At 69.0% G+C, this 17592-nt stretch carries 16 protein-coding genes and 1 pseudogene; 8 read left to right on the forward strand and 9 right to left on the reverse strand.

Translation table 11 applies throughout. From position 1 onward, the window contains the following. Position 1: 1 nt before the first annotated feature. Positions 2-1771 (forward strand): glucan ABC transporter ATP-binding protein/ permease, encoded by a 1770-nt coding sequence (locus IAI54_RS02640; RefSeq protein ID WP_187970880.1) that lies wholly within the window; start codon positions 2-4, stop codon positions 1769-1771. A gap of 78 nt (positions 1772-1849) precedes the next feature. On the opposite strand, the gene IAI54_RS02645 is transcribed toward IAI54_RS02640, so the two are convergent. After that, a complete protein-coding gene (locus tag IAI54_RS02645) occupies positions 1850-2869 on the reverse strand; it encodes a 1-aminocyclopropane-1-carboxylate deaminase (RefSeq protein ID WP_187970881.1) in 1020 nt (339 codons plus the stop codon). Between the two features lie 155 nt (positions 2870-3024). Between IAI54_RS02645 and IAI54_RS02650 the strand changes: the two genes are divergently transcribed. Continuing rightward, positions 3025-3486 carry an Lrp/AsnC family transcriptional regulator gene (locus IAI54_RS02650; protein WP_187970882.1) on the forward strand — a complete coding sequence of 154 codons (462 nt, stop codon included), beginning with the start codon at positions 3025-3027 and terminating at the stop codon, positions 3484-3486. 186 nt (positions 3487-3672) lie between these two features. Here IAI54_RS02650 and IAI54_RS02655 read toward each other — a convergent pair whose 3' ends face one another. Then, a complete protein-coding gene (locus tag IAI54_RS02655; RefSeq protein ID WP_187970883.1) occupies positions 3673-4416 on the reverse strand; it encodes an anti-sigma factor in 744 nt (247 codons plus the stop codon). Beyond that, complete coding sequence (locus IAI54_RS02660) at positions 4413-4967, reverse strand: sigma-70 family RNA polymerase sigma factor (RefSeq protein ID WP_187970884.1); 555 nt, start codon at positions 4965-4967, stop codon at positions 4413-4415. Before IAI54_RS02660 ends, IAI54_RS02655 begins: the two co-directional genes overlap by 4 nt. A 177-nt stretch (positions 4968-5144) precedes the next feature. On the opposite strand from IAI54_RS02660, the gene IAI54_RS02665 reads away from it, so the two are divergent. Then, a complete protein-coding gene (locus IAI54_RS02665) occupies positions 5145-5933 on the forward strand; it encodes a DUF4394 domain-containing protein (protein WP_187970885.1) in 789 nt (262 codons plus the stop codon). Between the two features lie 120 nt (positions 5934-6053). Here the strand turns inward: IAI54_RS02665 and zigA are convergent, their stop codons facing one another. The 5 genes and pseudogenes from zigA to IAI54_RS02685 form a co-directional block, all read right to left on the reverse strand. Further along, positions 6054-7265 carry a zinc metallochaperone GTPase ZigA gene (gene zigA / locus IAI54_RS02670; protein ID WP_187970886.1) on the reverse strand — a complete coding sequence of 404 codons (1212 nt, stop codon included), beginning with the start codon at positions 7263-7265 and terminating at the stop codon, positions 6054-6056. 95 nt (positions 7266-7360) lie between these two features. Further along, positions 7361-7972, reverse strand: a complete 612-nt coding sequence (locus tag IAI54_RS29195) for a ZinT family metal-binding protein (RefSeq protein ID WP_420838290.1) — start codon at positions 7970-7972, stop codon at positions 7361-7363. A gap of 69 nt (positions 7973-8041) precedes the next feature. Next, a pseudogene (aztD, locus tag IAI54_RS02675) lies at positions 8042-9190 on the reverse strand (zinc metallochaperone AztD); the annotation flags it as partial. Positions 9191-9235: 45 nt separating this feature from the next. Beyond that, positions 9236-10168 carry a zinc ABC transporter substrate-binding protein AztC gene (gene aztC, locus IAI54_RS02680; RefSeq protein WP_187970887.1) on the reverse strand — a complete coding sequence of 311 codons (933 nt, stop codon included), beginning with the start codon at positions 10166-10168 and terminating at the stop codon, positions 9236-9238. A 211-nt stretch (positions 10169-10379) separates the two neighbouring features. Continuing rightward, on the reverse strand, positions 10380-11456 hold the full coding sequence (locus IAI54_RS02685) for a glycosyltransferase family protein (RefSeq protein WP_187970888.1): 1077 nt from the start codon (positions 11454-11456) through the stop codon (positions 10380-10382). A gap of 159 nt (positions 11457-11615) precedes the next feature. Between IAI54_RS02685 and IAI54_RS02690 the strand changes: the two genes are divergently transcribed. From IAI54_RS02690 to IAI54_RS02710, 5 genes are read left to right on the forward strand one after another with little or no spacing between them, the layout of a single operon-like run. After that, a complete protein-coding gene (locus IAI54_RS02690) occupies positions 11616-12050 on the forward strand; it encodes a PqqD family protein (protein ID WP_187970889.1) in 435 nt (144 codons plus the stop codon). A 10-nt stretch (positions 12051-12060) separates the two neighbouring features. Beyond that, entirely contained in the window at positions 12061-13131 is a 1071-nt protein-coding gene (locus IAI54_RS02695; protein WP_187970890.1) for a serine kinase, read from the forward strand. After that, on the forward strand, positions 13128-13877 hold the full coding sequence (locus tag IAI54_RS02700; RefSeq protein WP_187970891.1) for a glycosyltransferase family 2 protein: 750 nt from the start codon (positions 13128-13130) through the stop codon (positions 13875-13877). Before IAI54_RS02695 ends, IAI54_RS02700 begins: the two co-directional genes overlap by 4 nt. 35 nt (positions 13878-13912) lie before the next feature. Further along, complete coding sequence (locus IAI54_RS02705) at positions 13913-14572, forward strand: glycosyltransferase family 2 protein (protein WP_235679232.1); 660 nt, start codon at positions 13913-13915, stop codon at positions 14570-14572. A 3-nt stretch (positions 14573-14575) separates the two neighbouring features. Then, a complete protein-coding gene (locus tag IAI54_RS02710; RefSeq protein WP_187970893.1) occupies positions 14576-16030 on the forward strand; it encodes a nucleotidyltransferase family protein in 1455 nt (484 codons plus the stop codon). Positions 16031-16189: 159 nt separating this feature from the next. On the opposite strand, the gene IAI54_RS02715 is transcribed toward IAI54_RS02710, so the two are convergent. After that, positions 16190-17560, reverse strand: coding sequence for a metallophosphoesterase (locus IAI54_RS02715; protein ID WP_187970894.1), 1371 nt, complete (start codon positions 17558-17560; stop codon positions 16190-16192). Positions 17561-17592 lie beyond the last annotated feature (32 nt).

The raw sequence follows: 17592 nt of genomic DNA on the forward strand, positions 1-17592 counted from the left end.
CATGTCGCTCTTCCAGATCTACTGGCGGACGCTGCGCCTGCTTGCCGCCGAGCGCGGCAAGGTGGCGCTGATCTGCGCGGCCAACGTGGTGCTGGCGGCCGTCGCCATCATCGAGCCGATCGCCTTCGGCCGGATCGTCGACGCGGTGACCAGCAAGCAGGGCGTCGGCCAGTCCGTCGCGCTGTGGGCCGGTCTCGGCGTCTTCAACATCGTCGCCTTCGTGCTCGTCGCCCGCAGCGCCGACCGGCTCGCCCACAAGCGCCGCGCTGTCGTGATGACGGAGGCCTACGAGCGGCTGATGGCGATGCCGCTCGCCTGGCACCAGGCACGCGGCACCTCGGTGTCGCAGCACACGCTGCTGCGGGCGCTGGAGGCGATGTTCACGCTGTGGCTCGAATTCATGCGCCAGCACATGGCCACCGCCGTGTCGCTGGTGCTCCTGGTGCCGACGGCGTTCTCGCTCGACAGGCGCATGTTCCTGGTGCTGCTGGTTCTCGGCGTGCTCTACGTCGCCATCAACCGGCTCGTGATGGCGCGCACCCGGCAGGGCCAGGCGAGCGTGGAGCGCCACTACCACCGAGTCTTCTCGCACGTCGCCGATTCGGTCGGCAACGTCGCCGTGGTGCAGGGCTACGGGCGGGTGGCCGACGAGGCGCGGCTGCTGCGCGACTACGCCGCCGCCCTCATCTCCGCGCAGAACCCGGTGCTCGACTGGTGGGCGCTGGCGAGCGCGCTCAACCGCTTCGCGGCGACGCTGTCGATGATCGCGGTGATCCTGATCGGCGCCGTCCTGGTGGAGCGCGGCGAACTGCGCGTCGGCGACCTGATCGCCTTCACCGGCTTCGCCACGCTGCTGATCGGCCGGCTCGACCAGATCACCGCCTTCTTCACCCAGATCTTCGAGGCGCGCGCCAAGCTGGAGGACTTCTTCCGCATGGAGGACGCGGCCGAGCTGCGTGACGAGCCGACCGGCGCGGTGGAGCTCGAGAAGGTGCGCGGGGACGTTTCGTTCCGGCAGGTGAGCTTCCGCTTCCCGGGATCCGGAGCGGGCGTGGAGGACGTGACCTTCGACGTGGCGGCGGGTCAGACGGTGGCGATCGTCGGGCCGACGGGCTCGGGCAAGTCGACGCTGATCGGTCTGCTGCAGCGGGTACGCGACCCGCAGTCGGGCGCCATCCTCGTCGACGGCATCGACATCGCCACCGTCACCCGCGCCTCGCTGCGCCGCCAGATCGCGACCGTCTACCAGGACGCCGGCCTGTTCGACCGCTCGATCGAGGCCAACATCCGCTTCGGCCGGGAGGGCGCGAGCCACGAGGAGGTGCATGGCGCGGCGGCCGCGGCGGCCGCGCACGACTTCATCCTGCAGAAGACGGAGGGCTACGACACGCTGGCCGGCGAGCGCGGCAACCGCCTGTCGGGCGGCGAGCGCCAGCGCATCGCCATCGCGCGCGCCGTGCTGAAGGATGCGCCGATCCTCGTGCTCGACGAGGCGACAAGCGCGCTCGACGTGGAGACCGAGGAGAAGGTGCGCCAGGCGATCGACGGGCTGCGGCGCGGCCGCACCACCTTCATCATCGCCCACCGCCTGTCGACCATCCGCAATGCCGACCGCATCGTCTTCCTGGAGAACGGCCGCGTCGCCGAGACCGGGACCTACACCGAGCTTGCGGCCCGCGGCGGCCGCTTCGCCGAACTGCTGGCGGCGGGCGGCATGATCGCCGACGTCGAGACGACGTCCGCCGAAGCGCGCCGGATCGCGGCGGAGTAGCGGGCGGGCGGGCCGCCCTGCCGGCGGGTCCGCGCGGGCGGATCGCCCGACCGTGCCCGGACGGCCGGGCGAGGGGCCTCAGCCTTCGCGGTAGTAGTAGCTGTAGCCGTTGATGGCCGGCGCGCCGCCGAGATGGGCGTAGAGGACGCGCGAGCCCTTCGGGAAGAAGCCTTTTCGCGCCAGATCGATCATGCCCTGCATCGACTTGCCTTCGTAGACGGGGTCGGTGATCATCGCCTCGGTGCGGGCGGCGAGCCGGATGGCCTCGTTGGTCTCCTCCGACGGCACGCCGTAGGCGGGATAGGCGTAGTCGGGATTGATGACGATCTCGTCCTCGCGCACGGCGCGGCCGAGCCCGACCAGTCCGGCCGTATTGTCGACGATCGACCGCACCTGCGCCCGCGTCTGCGCCACCGTGCCGGAGGCGTCGATGCCGATGACGCGGTCGGCGCGGTCCTGGGCGGCGAAGCCGACGATCATGCCGGCCTGGGTGGAGCCGGTGACGACGCAGACGATGACGTAGTCGAAGGTGAAGCCGAGCGCCTTCTCCTGCTCGGCCACCTCCTCGGCGAAGCCGACATAGCCGAGCGCGCCGAACTTGTGCACCGAGGCGCCGGCCGGGATCGGATAGGGCTTGCCGCCCGCATCCTTCACCGACTGGATGGCGTCCTCCCAGCTCTTGCGGATGCCGATGTCGAATCCGTCGTCGACGAGGCGCGAATCGGCGCCCATCAGGCGGGTCATCAGGATGTTGCCGACGCGGTCGTAGACGGCGTCGTAGTGCGGCACCCACTTCTCCTGGATGACGACGCACTTCATGCCGATCTTGGCCGCGGTCGCGGCGACCATGCGGGTGTGGTTGGACTGGACGCCGCCGATCGACACCAGCGTGTCGGCGCCCGACGCGATGGCGTCCGGCACGATGTATTCGAGCTTGCGCAGCTTGTTGCCGCCCATCGCGAGGCCGGAATTGCAGTCGTCGCGCTTGGCCCAGATCTCGACGTCGGCACCGATGGCCGCCGACAGCCGCGGCAGGTGCTCGATCGGCGTCGGGCCGAAGGTGAGGGGATAGCGTTCGAACTTTTCGAGAAGGGACATCGTGCGGGCTCCATGGCGGTTTCGGCGCGGATCCTAGGGCAAGAGACGCGAAATGTGCTTCCAAAGTGGCCGACCGGACTTCCCGATCAACCGCATCCCAGCTAGAAAATCTCCAGAAGATTCCATCCGGGCGCTGGATGACGAAAGGTTCTTCCATGACCGTTCTCGACCGCGTCGACCTGCGCATCCTGCGCGCCCTCCAGGCCGAGGGCCGGCTCTCCAATGCCGACCTCGCCGCCAAGGTGAACGTCAGCCCGGCGACCTGCCACCGGCGCACGCAGCGCCTGTTCGACGAGGGTTTCATCACCGGCGTGCGCGCCGAGGTGGCGCCGGGTGCCGTCGGGCTCGGCGCGCTGGTGATGGTGGGGGTGGTGCTCGACCGCTCGACGCCGGAGAGCTTCGCCGCCTTCGAAGGCGCGGCGCTGGAACTGAAGGAGGTGCTCGACTGCAACCTCGTGGCCGGCGACTTCGACTATCTGCTGAAGATCCGCGTCCGCGACATGGCCGATTTCAACAAGCTGCACGGCCAGAAGCTGATCGCGCTGCCCGGCGTACGCCAGACCCGCACCTTCTTCGTCATGAAGGAGGTGAAGGAGAACGCCCGGCTGCCGTTCTGAGGGACGGGGCGGGGCCGGGGACAGTTTACCGATATCGGCGGACGGTCCGCTTGCGGGGCGAAGGATGCGCGGATATCGGTAAACTGTCCCTGGGGGGGCGGAGGGCGGGGACAGTTTACCGATATCGCGGGACGGTTCGCTTGGGGGGCGATGGGTTCGCGGATATCGGTAAACTGTCCCCGTCTCTCAGTCCGGCAGGCGCGTGGCGAAGCCCTTGACCAGGATCGGGCCGGTGGGCTTGCCGGTGGGCGAGCCGGGGGCGGGCTCGAGCGTGATCTCGTAGAGCTGGTCGGCCTTCGGCAGCGGCTGGTCGGGTCCGCGCAGGACGGCGGGCGTCGCGCGTGGCAGGGTGCCGAGCGAGACCGGGCCCACGGCCGGGTCGTAGAGCGTCCAGACCTGCAGCGTCTTGCCTTCGGGGACCGCGAAATCCCTGAGCGGCACGATGCGCACGGTGTCGTCGGCGAAGGCCTCGAAGATCGCGCCCGGCACGGCGTCCGGCGTGTCGAGCACGACGACGACGACCGGCTGCGGCCGCGGCGACAGCGTCGTGCCCGCGAGGTAGCCGATGCCAAGGGCCGCCGCGATGCCGGCGGCCATCAGGGCGGGACGCCAGGTCGACTGCCGCCGGCGCGCGGCGAGATCGACGACCGGGACGGGGGGCGGGGAGTCGACGGCCAAAGTTGACGCGGGTGCAGCATCGGCGTCCGCTTCGCCCAGCCGGGCCTCGACGGCGGCCCACATCCCCTCCGGAACCGGATCGCGGCCGGCGGTGTCGTCGAGCGTCGCCATGCGGGCGGCGAGGCTGTCGACGGCGGCGCGGAACTCGGCGTCGGTGGCCATGTCCGCCTCGGCGCGCAGCCGCTCCGCCTCGTCCATCAGGCCGAGCACGTAGTCGCCCGCGCGGGCCATGCGATCGTCCCGGGCGCTCATGACAGGCACTCCTGCAGCGCGATGACGCCGCGCCGGATCCACGCCTTGACGGTGCCGACCGGCGCGTCGAGCCGGGCCGCGATCTCGCCATGGGTCCAGCCGACGACATAGGCGAGCAGGATCGATTCGCGCCGCCGCGGCTCCAGCGCCGACAGGCAGCGGCGCAGCGCGTCGCCGTCCGACAGGGCGTCGTAGGCGGCATGGGCGTCGGCGCCGCGGTCGGCGAAGAGGGCGAGCTGCGCCTCGTCGGCGAAATCCAGCCGCGAGCCGTCGCGCACCGCGTTGAGGGCACGGTTGCGCACGATCGCGGTCAGCCAGGCGCGGCCGGCGCCGCGCGCCGGATCGAAGCTCGCCGCCCGCCGCCAGACCGCCACGAACGCGTCCTGGACGATCTCCTCGGCGACCTCGCGCCGCCGCACGATGCGCCGCGCGATGGCGATCAGCCGTCCGGCCTCGGCGGCGAAGAGCCGGCCGAGTGCCGCACGGTCGCCGCCGGCCACCCGTGCCAGCAGCCGCTCGCAGTCGTCCTCGATGCCGTCGGTCGGCGCCATGCCCGTCCTGCCGCTCCTGTTCGTCTCCTTACACACGGGATGCCGGCCGCCGATGCAAGCCCGGACGAAAAATTTCGTCGCGCTGCATCCGGAGCCACGTCCGGCGGGTAAGGGCCCCGTAACCGCCGGCCGACGGAAGGACCGCCTGCCGGAATTCGATGCAACAGGAGACATGCCATGACCTCTTCCTCGATCATCCGCAGCCTCGCCGCCTCCGCCGCCCTGGCCGCGCTGACGGGCGCCGCCGCGGCCGCGCCCGCCATCGGCCTCACCGGCGACAGGACGCTGGTGTGGTTCGACACCGACAAGCCGGAGATTTCCAGGACCGTCGAGGTCGAGGGCGTCGAGATGCTGCAGGGCATCGACCTGCGGCCGTCGGACGGCAAGCTCTACGGCGTCACCAAGGATGGGACCATCGTGACCATCGACACGGCGACGGGCGCGGCGACGGCCGGCGCCAAGCTCGCCATCAACCTGCCGGAGGGCGTGACGGCCAGCATCGACTTCAACCCGATGGCCGACCGGCTGCGCCTGATGGGCTCGGACGGCACCAACTTGCGCGCCAACGTCGACACCGGCGAGGTGACCGAGGACGGCAAGCTGGCCTTCGAGGCCGGTGATCCGAACGCCGAGCGCGAGCCGAAGGTGATCGCGACCGCCTACATCAATTCCTACGGCAAGCCCGAGAAGACGGCGATGTACGACGTCGACGCGGCCGGCACCTTCATCCAGCAGGTCAAGCCGAACGACGGCGTGCTGAAGACGATCGGCAGCCTGGGCATTCCGGCGGCCGACAGGGTGGCGATGGACGTGCAGACGACCGCCGACGGCACCAACACCGCCTGGCTGGCGGCCGGCGGCGTGCTCTACACGATCGACGTCGCGACCGGCACCGCGACGAAGACGGGCGACATCACCGGCGCCCCGGACATGCTGCGCGACATCGCCATCCTGCCCGCGATGTGACGCAGCCTCCGTGGCGGCCGGCTATCGCCGGGATCGACCGCCGCCAACCAGAAAGAGAAGCGCCCCCCCAGCGATGCGGGGGCGCCGGTTCGAGGAGAGGGTGACGGCGACCGGCGCGGCTCACGCCGCCTGGCGTTCCCAGCTCGGGAAGGGATCGGCGAGATCGCGCCAGCGGCCGGGCATGAAGTCGGTCTCCGGCACGAGGCAGGCATCGAGCTCGGCGCGGATCTGCGCCTCGTTCATCGGGTCGCAGCCGATGAAGACGATCTCCTGGCGCCGGTCGCCCCAGACCGGATCGAGCCAGGATTTCATCGTCGCGCGCCATTCCGGATGGTCCGGCCACTGGTGCCGGGGGACCGAAGACCACCACAAGCCGCGCTTTCCGGTCCGGATCAGGGCGCCGGCCTGGCTGATCTCGCCGACGTAATGCGGCCGCGTCGCCAGCCAGAAGAAGCCCTTGGCGCGCACCACGCCCGGCCAGGAGCGTTCGATGAAGGCCTTCAGCCGCATCGGATGGAACGGCCGCCGTTCGCGATAGACGAAGGAGCGGATGCCGTATTCCTCCGTTTCCGGCACGTGGTCCGCAAAGCCGTTCAGCTCCTTGAACCAGAGCGGATGCTGCGAGGCCTTCTCGAAGTCGAAGCGGCCGGTGTCGAGCACCTTGTCGAGCGGCGCCCGGCCGAAATCGGTCTCGACGAGCTCGGCGTCGGGGTTGAGCGCGCGGATGATCTTGCGGGCGAGGTCGAGATCGGCCGCGGGCGTGTCGGAGACCTTGTTCAGCACGACCACGTCGGCGAACTCGATCTGCTCGACCAGGAGGTCGACCAGCGCGCGGTCGTCGCCCTCGCCGCGGTCGCGCAGGAAATCATGCGAGGAATAGTCCTTCAGCAGGTTGGCGGCGTCGACGACGGTGACCATCGTGTCCAGCCGGGCGACGTCGGACAGGCTGTCGCCGTTCTCGTCGCGGAAGTCGAAGGTGGTGGCGACCGGCAGCGGCTCGGCGATGCCGGTGCCCTCGATCAGCAGATAGTCGAAGCGGCCTTCGTGCGACAGCCGGCGGACTTCCTTCAGGAGATCGTCGCGCAGCGTGCAGCAGATGCAGCCGTTGGTCATCTCGACCAGCTGCTCGTCGGTGCGCGACAGGTTGGCGCCGCCGTCGCGCACGAGCGCGGCGTCGATGTTGACCTCGCTCATGTCGTTGACGATGACCGCGACGCGGCGGCCCTCGCGGTTGTTGAGGACGTGGTTGAGCAGCGTCGTCTTGCCGGCCCCGAGGAAGCCGGACAGGACGGTGACGGGGAGACGGTTGGAGGGCTTGGCCGTTTCGGGCATGGCGAACCTCTGGATCGGGCGGATGTTCGGAGGTGGGGAGAGGGCGCCCGGCCTGAAGCGGCCGGGCGGAAGGCAGTGCGGGTCGATGCGGTCGGTCAGTGCGCGAGCATCTCGTGCACGATCGCCTCGGCATCGAGCGACGAGGGATAGTAGGTCGGCCAGTTCGTGACCTCCTCCAGGAGCGCGGCGCGGTCGTCGCCCCAGTAGAGGTGGTAGTGGTCGGCGGTGGCCGGCGCGATCCTGTGGTCGCTGAACTGGATGAACTGCGGGGCGGCGGGGTCGCCCTCGACCTTCCGGAAGATGAAGCGGACGCCGCGATTGCCCTTCTTGTAGGTCAGGACCTCGCGGCCGTCATAAGCATAGTGGCCCGCGAGCGGTGCGCCACCGCGGTAGAAGGTGACGACGTCGCCTTCGATCGTGATCCGCTCGACATCGGTCTTGTAGCCGATCTCATAATAGGCCTTCCACTGGTCGGCCGTCTGGTCGCCACTTTCGGCCTTGTGCGCCCAGACCGGGTCGAGCGTGCCGTCCCGAAGGTAGGGGTAGACCGACTGCCAGTCGCCGGCATAGTCGGACAGGGGGCGATCCTCGATCTGGCTGTCCTCGAAGTAGCCCTTGTAGATCTGGCGGGCCGCCTCGTCGTGGGCATGGTCGTGGCCGTGCGCCTTGTCGCCGCCATGCGCATGGGCCTCGTCGTGTTCGTGCACCTTGCCGGTGCCGCCGACGGCGACGACGTTGAAGGGCTTGCCGTCGACGGCGATCTCGCCGGTCTTTTCGAAGGTCTCCGCGCTGACCAGATGCAGCTTCGAGCCCAGCGGATCGGTGACGACGATGCTGTCGCCGGCGACCGCGATGCGCGGGCGCGGATCGCTCCAGTGGCCGTCCATCGAATAGGGATCGGTGAGCGCGAGCGAGCCGGCGATCGCGCCGTCGAGGACGTCGACCTTGTGGAGCCGGCCGTCCTCGGTGAAGACGTAGGCGAAGCGCGCACGGATCGGGTCGACGGCGAAATGGACGCGGCGCGTCGGCAGCTGGACGAGCCTGAAGCCGTCGTCGCCTTCCGACGGATCGACCACGACGATACGGTCCGGGCCGTAATTGCCGATGAAGTACTGCAGGCCCTTGCCGCCGATCAGCGTCGAGGAACTCCCCTCAGGCAGCGCCGAGCCGTAGGGCAGGTGCTCGATCACCGGCACCCCGCCGTCCTGACGGATCAGGAGCAGGCCCGTCTCGCAGGCCAGCGCATAGAGGCTGCCCGACGAGGCCGAGCCGTGCAGGCCCGGGCAGGCGGCGTCCTCGCCGACCGTCTTGCCGGCGAAATCGACCACGCGGGCGCCGATCGGCCGCCTGGACGCGTCCTGCGGGTTCGGGATCGTGACGACGACGTGGTTCTGGTAGGGCACCGCGACGCCGTGATGCGGCGCCACGACGTTTGCCGTGCGCAGGTCGAGCGTCCCGTCCAGCACCGCCTTCTCGCTGAAGACGCGGACCGTGTCCTCGCCGTCGAACCATTGCGCCACAATGCCCTGGAACTCGACGAAATGGGCCGGCCGGGTGCCCTCGAGACGCACGGGCAGCAGTTCGGCGTCCTCGATGTCGATGTCGCCGTGGTCGCCATGGTCGTGGAAGGCGATGCCGCTGCGGATCGCGCCGACTTCACCCGCGGCCCCCTGCACCGCGAAGACCGTCTCGCCGCTGGACGTCCGGTAGAGCGAGGCCGGTCCCTTGACGGTGAACGTGTCGCGTATGTCGCCGTCGAGCGCGTCGATCACCGTCACCACGGGCGCGGCGTGGTCGGACACGAACAGCCTCCAGGCGGTCACGTCGTCCTCGTCGGCGAGCGCCGCGCCGCCGCCGAGCGCGGCGGCCATGGCCAGCGCGGACGCCGCCGGAATCAATCGTTTCATCATCTTCTTCAACTCCATGAGGACAAAGGCTATTCGAACTTCGCGTCGGTGTGCCCCGCCGGTTCAGTCGGCGGCGAGGGTGCTGGCGAGGGTGCGGACGTTGTGGCGCATCATCCCGACATAGTCGGGGGCCGGTCCGCCGGCCGGCGACAGCGCGTCGGAATAGAGGGTGCCGCCGATCGAAAGCCCCGCCTCGTCGGCGATCCGCTCGACGAGGCGGGAATCGGCGATGTTCTCGGCGAAGACGGCGGCCGCGCGTTTCTCCCTGATGTCGCGGATCAGCGAGGCGACGTCGGCCGCGGACGCCTCCGATTCGGTCGACACGCCCTGCGGCGACAGGAAGGCGACGCCGAAGTCGCGCTCGAAATAGCGGAAGGCGTTGTGGGCGACGACGGCCACGCGCCGGTCCTGCGGCAGGGCCTCGATCGCCTGCCGGATCTCGCGGTCGAGCGCGTCGAGTCGTTCGACATAGGCGGCGGCGTTGGACATGTAGTTCGCACAGCCGGCCGCGTCGGCGGCACAGAAGGCCCGCGCGACGTTGCCGACATAGGTCCTGGCGTTGGCCACCGACTGCCAGGCATGCGGATCGTCCGGCGCGGCATGGAAGACGGCCTTGCCGCCGGAATAGTGATAATGCCCGCCGTTCGGATCGTGGAGGATGTCGGCGCCGTCGCTGAGCACGGCGACGGCTGCCGCCGTGCCGCTGGCCTCGACCAGACGCTGCATGAAGCCCTCGAACATCAGGCCGTTGACCAGCACGACGTCGGCGCGGGCGAGCGCCGTCGCATCGGCAGGCCTCGGCTCGTAGACATGGGCGTCGCTGTCGGGGCCGACCAGCGTCGTCACTGCGACGCGGTCGCCGCCGACCTCGCGGGCGAAGTCGCCGATGATGGAGAAGGACGCGACCACGTCCAGCCTTTCGCCGGCCTGCGCCGGAAGAGCAGTCGCGGCGATCGCGACGGCCAGAAGTCGGGCGGCATGATTCATGACCGTCATCGTCGGGGCCTCGTGCGGGTGGTCCTGACGGCCGAGTATGTTATGTTGTAACGCCCGTCAAGAACGTTATAACATTACACACAAGAAACCCGCTTCAAGCCGGCGTTGCGGGGGCCCGGACGGGGAGGCAGGGTGCGCCCTTGCTCGACGCCTGCCGCGGAGCCGCCGATGCGCGACATGGCCGGGGAGGAAGGCGACGCTGGCGTCGCCGCTACTCTCCTTCGGCGAGCACCTGCCGAAGCTGCGGGCCGGAAAGGTATGCGCGGGGCGGCCTGTAGGCGACGTCGTGAAGATCGTCGGGCATCGCGATGCGCCCGTCGGTCACCTCCGCGACGGCGTCGCGAAGGGTGCTCCGGAAGGAAAGCATCTTCGTCAGTGTCCGCTCGCGGATCAGGCCGTCCGGAAAGGCCCGGCCGGCCATTTCGGCAACCCCGTCCCGGACGGCCTCTCTGGTGTCGTCCACGGTCAGCCAGTAGGCTTCGTCGGCAAACTGATCGCGCCCGCCCAGGGAGTCCGTGGAGACCACCGGGAGACCGCACAGCAGGTACTCGATGCTGGCATACATGGCGCCTTCGACCGCCGATAGGCAGAGCCCGACCCGCGAGCGGGTAAGGATCTCCATGACCCGTTGTCTGGAAATCGCGACGATCTCGCCGTCGCGCACCTCGTTGATGAACGCGTGGCGCGGCATCAGCGCCTTCAGCGACAAGAGGTAGCGGATCGCCTCCTCGGCGGTGACGTCGTTGTTGCGATAGTAGATGAAGGCACACCGGTCGACGAGAGCCGCGAGTGCGTGGCGCTTCCACGGGATCATCGCGCCGTTGTAGACCGCCGTGAAGTCCTTCTCCTGATGGCTGCCTTCCCGAAACACGAACTCGTCCACGAGCGCGTTGTGATTGAAGAAGACCGTCTTCAGCCCCGCGCGCGACATGAGGGCCACTTCTTCGGGCTCGTTGCACAGCACGAGAAAATCGTGTTCCGGTCTCCGATGGCGGTAGATGTCCACGATCGACGCGAGTCGGCGGACGATGTGCGGAGCGCGCGCGGACCAGGTGAGCTTGAGGAGGAACAGGACGCGGCGCCCTGCAAGGTATCGGCCCACCAGCTGGGCCGCGCCCAAAGGTGCCATCGGGTTGTGGGCAGTATAGACGAGCAGGTCGGATGATGACCGGACCGGGCAAGCCCAGATCATCCTCTGGCTGACGTCGTCGGGAGCGTCGGCGGCATAGGGATAGTCGCCGCGAACATGCTTCCGGAAGGCGTGCTTCAGAACATGATGGAATGCCATTGCATTTCGTCCAGATGGTTTTTCTCAAGAATTGATGCGATCATCGAGCATGGCCTTAGCCGAAAACCGGTAGAGTTGCATCGATTGCTAAAGGGAATGTTTCGCGCTATCAGGTCGCCAGCACACGGCCGGACCGCGATCCTCTCCAGGTGAAAATCGATGTCGCCCCTCCAGAACCTGCATGACCTGAGCGTTCCCTACGCGGTGGCCAATCAGGATATTGCCTTCGAATCCTTCGACGGCGACGTCGTGGTCGTCGATCTGGGCAACGGGAAGTACTACAGCTTCTCGGATGGCGGTAGCGCCGTCTGGGAGAGCCTGATGGCGGGGGTCGCGCCCGCGGAACTGGTCACCACATCGTCGTTCGGCGGCGAGATCCCGGCCTTTCTGGCCACGATCTGCGACTATGGTCTGCTGGTTCCCCGTCCCGAGGTGGCACCCGTTCCCCTCTCCGCTTCCCTCGCCGACCAGGTCTCGCGCGCGAAGGAGCCCCCGGACGTGTCGGTGTTCGACGACATGGCCGATCTCTTCGTGGCCGATCCGATCCACGACGTGGAAGAGCCCGAGGGCTGGCCCGCAGTCAAGCGCGCCTGATTCGTTCCCGATGCTGTTGCAAGAGCGCCGGTTCGATCCTGTCACTCCCGCAACGATGGCGCAGTACGGGCGGAGCCTTCTGGAGTTCGCTTCTCGCGAGCAGGAGTGCGAACTGCAGCGGATCGACGTTTCGCTTCCGGGAATCGATCTGCGGATACGCATCCCGGACAGCCCGCTCGCCGACGCGGCGCGGACGGCCTTCGCCGCCGGCGACGGGCTTCCGGGAGCATCCCGGCTGGAGGTCGAGGTCAGCGTGCTCCATACCGGGGCGCTGCAGGCGCCGGCTCCGTCGTCCTGGGGCAGGGAGCCGTACAAGCCGCACGAGATATCGAAGCTCCTCGGCGAGGCGGGCCTCCAGGGCAGCCTCTTCCACGATCTGCGGTTCTGGCAGTTCTACGATCTCGAGGCGCATCGCGGCGTCCAGCTCATGAAGGGGCCGGAGGCGTTTCCGCCGTGGGAACCCGGCGCTCCGCTTCGCGCGTTCCTGCATTGGGCGTATGCAGCGCAGGGCCGCCGCATGACGCATGCGGGCTGTCTCGGCCTGGACGGCCGCGGCGTCCTTCTGGCCGGAGCCGGCGGCGCCGGCAAGTCCGGGACCGTCCTGGCGGGCATTCTGAACGGGCTGAGCAGCGTCGGAGACGATTACGTGCTCGTCGACATGTCGCAGGACGCCGTCTCTGCTCATCCCGTCTATTCGACCCTGAAGCAGGATGCGAAGGGCATGGAACGTCTGGGACTCGACCGTCTGCTCGGCCCGAGAAACCTGAACTGGCAGGGCAAGGTGCAGTTCCGGGCCTCCGAGATCGGAGCCCTCGTGCCGGCGGACGGTCTCGAGGTCGCAGCCGTCCTCTTGCCGAGGACCGGTTCGCCGAGAACGACGATCCGTCCGGCGACCCGTGCGGAGGCACTGCTGGCACTCGCGCCGAGCGCGGTCTACCAGATGCCCGGCGAGCGCGAGAGCGGCTTTCGCTTCTTCAGCCGCCTGGTCGCGCGGCTGCCGGTCTTCCATCTGGACCTGGGACCCGACCCGAAGGAGGTGGCGGGGACGATCGGCGCCTTCATCGCGGGAGGGAGCGCATGAAGCTCGCCGTCCTCATGCCCGTCTACAACCGCGAGAAGCATGTGGGGCCGGCTATCCGTTCCCTTCTCAGGCAGCGCGGCGCTGCCGATCTGGAGATCGTGGTCGTGGACGATGGGTCGACCGATCGCTCTCGTGACGTCGTGCTCGGCCTGGCTGCGCAAGCCCCGTGCATCCGGTTGATCGTTCAGGAGAACCAGGGTGTCACGCGGGCCCGCAACACCGCGTTGCGCAGCCTTTCGCCCGATACCGACTACGTCAGCTTCCTCGATTCCGACGACATGTCTCCGGCGGAGCGCTACGCTGCCGACATGCCGCTCCTGCAGGACCGCTCGGCCGAGTTCCTCTATGCGCGCGTCTGTCGTGTGGATCGGCTCGACGACGACACCCTCGGCCCGTCCGCGGAAGCGGTGCTGGAGACGTCGCGCGGAATCCAGCTGGGAGCCGGCATTTTCCGGATGGACTTCCTCCGGCGGGTCGGAGAATTCGACGAAACGTTCAGCCAGGGCGAAGACACGGATTTCCTCTTCAGGGCCTTCGAGATGCGCCGCAAGGCGATCTTTCCCGATACGATCGGCGTCTACTACCGCCAGCATGCGGAGAGCCTCACGAACAGGACGGACGAGGTGAGGAAAGGCTTCCTTCGGGCGCTGGCGCGCTCGGCGCAGCGCCGGCGCCGGGATCCTTCCCTTGCCGACCTTCAGCCGATTTTCGGGACGACCCAGACATTGACGGCGGCGGGCATCTGATCGCGATGGCACATCGACCTGCCGGATACTCCGTCGTGATCCCCGCCTGGAACGCGGCGGCGACGATTGCCGAAACGCTGCTGAGCGTGGCCGGCCAGACATATCCTGCGACGGAGATCATCCTCGTCGACGATGCTTCGACGGATGGGACCGTGGAGGCTGCGACCGCTGCCGGGATACCTTTCAGGACGATCCGGCAGACGGTCCGGACGGGTCCCGGCGCCGCCACGACCGCCGGCTGGCGCAACGCCCGGTCGGAATGCGTCGCATTCCTCGACGCCGACGATCTCTGGGCTCCCGGAAAGATGGAACTCCAGTTGGCGCATCTGGCGGGGGCACCGGCTGCGGCGGGCGTGTTCGGCCATTGGCGAACCTTCCGGAGCACTCCGGAGGAAGGGCTGGGCCCGGCCGTCGCCGGCTGGACGAGAACCACGCTGACGATTCGCCGGGACGTTCTCCACGGCGTGGGCGCGATGGTCGACCTGCCTGGACGGGTCGGCGACATGATCGACTGGATCCAGCGCGCGCGGGAACAGGCCCATCTCCTCGAGATGATGTCCGATGTCGTCGCCTTCCGACGGATCCGGACCGGCAGCCTCTCCGACGTGGCTTCGAACACGGAGCGGAACCGCGGCTATCTGACCGCTGCCCGGAATGCGATCCTTCGCCAGAAAGCGTCCAAGGCGGGATCCTAGGGCATGCGCGCGGTGTCCGGACGTTTCCCCGACTACGGATGGGCCTGGCCCTCGGCCGACCTCGACCGGCTGCTCAAGGCCGCGCTGCTTCCCGAGGACCGGGCTCTCGAACTCGCCCGGGACTGGCTCGTTCGCAACGATATCGAGACGGCCGGCTTCCGCGAACATCGGCTGCTTGCGACGATTTCTCACCGCTTCGGCCGGCGGCTGGCCGATCATCCGGCCTATCCCCGCCTGGTGGGACTGCAGAAGATGCTGTGGTCGCGATCGAGACTGGCCGTGCGGGAGGCCGAGCCGGCGCTCCGCGCCTTCGGTGAGGCCGCAGTTCCGACGATGCTGATAAAGGGGGCCGCCCGCGTGGCGCTCGACGCGCGCCTGCAGAAAGGCCGCGTCTCGCATGACATCGACGTCCTCGTTCGCCCGGCCCACATGAGCGAATGCTTCGCGATTCTGCGCGCCCTCGGCTGGGAACCGGCCACGGGCGGCAGCGCCGATGCGCTGGCCGGGCGCCTGCAATGGCTGCCGTCGCTCAATTTCCAGAAGGGCGAGTTCGGCGACGTCGACCTGCATCAGCAGGCCTATCATCCGGTTCACGCGAGTTCCGCCGACGAGGAGGGCCTGTGGCGGCGGGCGATCGGGACCGCGTTCGGCGGCGTCTCCGTCTTCGTCCCCGCCGCGTCGGACCGGATCGCGATGGCGATCGCCCATGGCGGACTGGATGCGCACACGCACAGCGACTGGCTCGTCGACTGCGATGCGGCCCTTCGCGAGGACGGAATGAGCTGGACGGACCTGATGGAGACCGTTGAGCACCGGAGGATCGCCGTGCCGACGATGGTCGCCCTATCCTACCTCGCAGAGGAGATCGGCTCTCCGGTGCCGGCCGGCGTCCTCGACGACCTCCGGACGCTCGCGGATCGCAGTGGCTTTCTCGCCCGCGTTTCGGGACTGCTGCAGGCGAAGCCTCGCGGGTCATACGGGCTGGCCGTCTGGCTGGCGCGTGGCATCGCCAAGCAGCAGAGGATGCGCAGCCGTTCCAGCGGGCGGGGCGTCGTTCCGCCGATGCCGGTCTGGCGCGGCTCCCGGCTGGCCCGGATCCCGAAACCGGCCGTTGCCGCGATGAAGGCCACCCTGCAGCCGGCGCCGCTGCCCACGTCGAACGGTCCGTTCGCGCTCTCGCTCGGTCTCGACTGCGAACTTCCACCGGTACGACGCCGCGTGGACTTCGAACTGAGGTCCGGGAATCGGCTGGTCGCACTCCTGCGCTATCGAAACCACACCGGTCGGGGAGGGACCTGCCGGCTCACCTTCAGCGGGCCGATCAGTGCCGGTATGGCCGCGGACCTGATCATCGAAGCGCGTCCGACCCGGTTTCTCCGCAACCGGGCGGATCCGCTCGATCTCGCGCGCCACGGCGCCGTGCCCTTCCGCGTCGCCATCGCGACGTGGAGCGAGTGAGCGGTCGCGCTAAACCCGCTCGTCCTGTCGCCGAGGTGAAACCTTGGACGTGCGATCGCCCCGAAGCGTGGCGCGATCCTTCCGATCCGCTCCGCGCGCTTCGGGTCCCGGTTTTCGTACATGTCTCCCGACACCGGTGCCGGTCGCGGGAGACGCGCTTCAGAACGTCGCGGCGAGATGCTCCGCGATCAGCGCCTTGAGCTCCAGGCCCTCGACCTTCTCGAAGGCGAGGTCGGAGGTGCCGAGATAGGCCTGCTGGTTCTGGGCGGTCCAGTCGTTGACGGCGAGGCGATAGGTCCTGGCCGGGTCGACGTCGATTTCGGCGACGTGGACGTAGTCGCCGGTCATGCCGTCGAGCGTCTCGGCCATGAACTGGTTGGCGCGGGCGAGCATCGCCGACAGCTGCGCGCCGGTGATCGCGGCGACGCTGACGCCGCCGCCGAAGCGCACGAAGGCGTCGAAGTCGTAGCGAGAGAGCGGGCCGGCGGCGAGCGGCGCGCCGAAGGTGGTGTGGCCGAGCATGGCGACGTCGGCCTCGGTCGCCTGGCGCAGCGCCTCGGTGGCAATGAGGATCGACGCGTGCAGGTCGAAGGCGCGCGGCAATTCGGCGACGACGGCGCGGTCGGCGTCGGTGAGGTGCTCGGCCTTCATCGCCTCGATCAGCGCGGCGAGCGCCGCGTCGCCGCCCGACGGCGCGACCTCTTCCGCGCGGTAGGTCGCGGCGGCGCCCTTCGCGAGTTCGACGATGCCGATCTTGCGGCCCCAACTGGCGCCGTGGACATAGGTGCGGCCGTCGAGCGTCATGGCGAGATCGAGATGGTCGTGTCCGCCCTGGACGATGTTGCCGGCCGGGAGCGTGGCGAGGAAGGTCTTGTCGGGGCTGACGCCGGCATGGCTCATGACGACGCTGACGTCGGCGCCGGCGCTCGAACCGGGCAGGGCATCGGCGACGAAGCGGGCGGTGTCGAGGAATGTCAGCGTGTCGCGCACCGGCTTGCGGTAGACGAAGGGATTGGTCGCCGCCAGACCGAGAACGGAGACGTCCAGGCCGCCGAGCCCGAGCCGGGCGTCGAAGGGCGCGAAGAAGCGGCCGGTGCGGTTGTCGACGAGGTTAGAGATCACCTGCACGCCGGCGCGGTCGGCGCGGGCGACGAAGCTCGCCATGTCGTCGAGGATGGCCGTTTCGTGGTTGCCGAGGTTGAGCACCACCGGCATCTCGGCCGCCACCGCCTCGAGGAAGGCCCAGTCGGCCGCCCCGTTCGACTTCAGGCAGACCGTGTTGCCGCGCTCGAAGACGTCGCCGTTGATCAGGAGCGCCGCCGGCCGCCCGGCTTCGGCGCGCAGGGCGCGCAGCCGCGCGAGCAGGGCGGGCAGGCGGGCATAGGGCGCATGCAGGTCGGCGATGGTGAACAGCACCGCATCGCCGCCCGCCTGGGCGCGCGCGACGGCAGGAAGCGCGGCAGCGACGGCCGAGGCGGCGAGGCCCTGCAGGACGAGGCGGCGGCTGACGACGAAGGACGGGCGGTTCATGGCATGCTCCGGACGGTGGGTTTGCTCGACCG

The organism is Aquibium microcysteis, assembly GCF_014495845.1.
GTDB lineage: Bacteria > Pseudomonadota > Alphaproteobacteria > Rhizobiales > Rhizobiaceae > Aquibium > Aquibium microcysteis.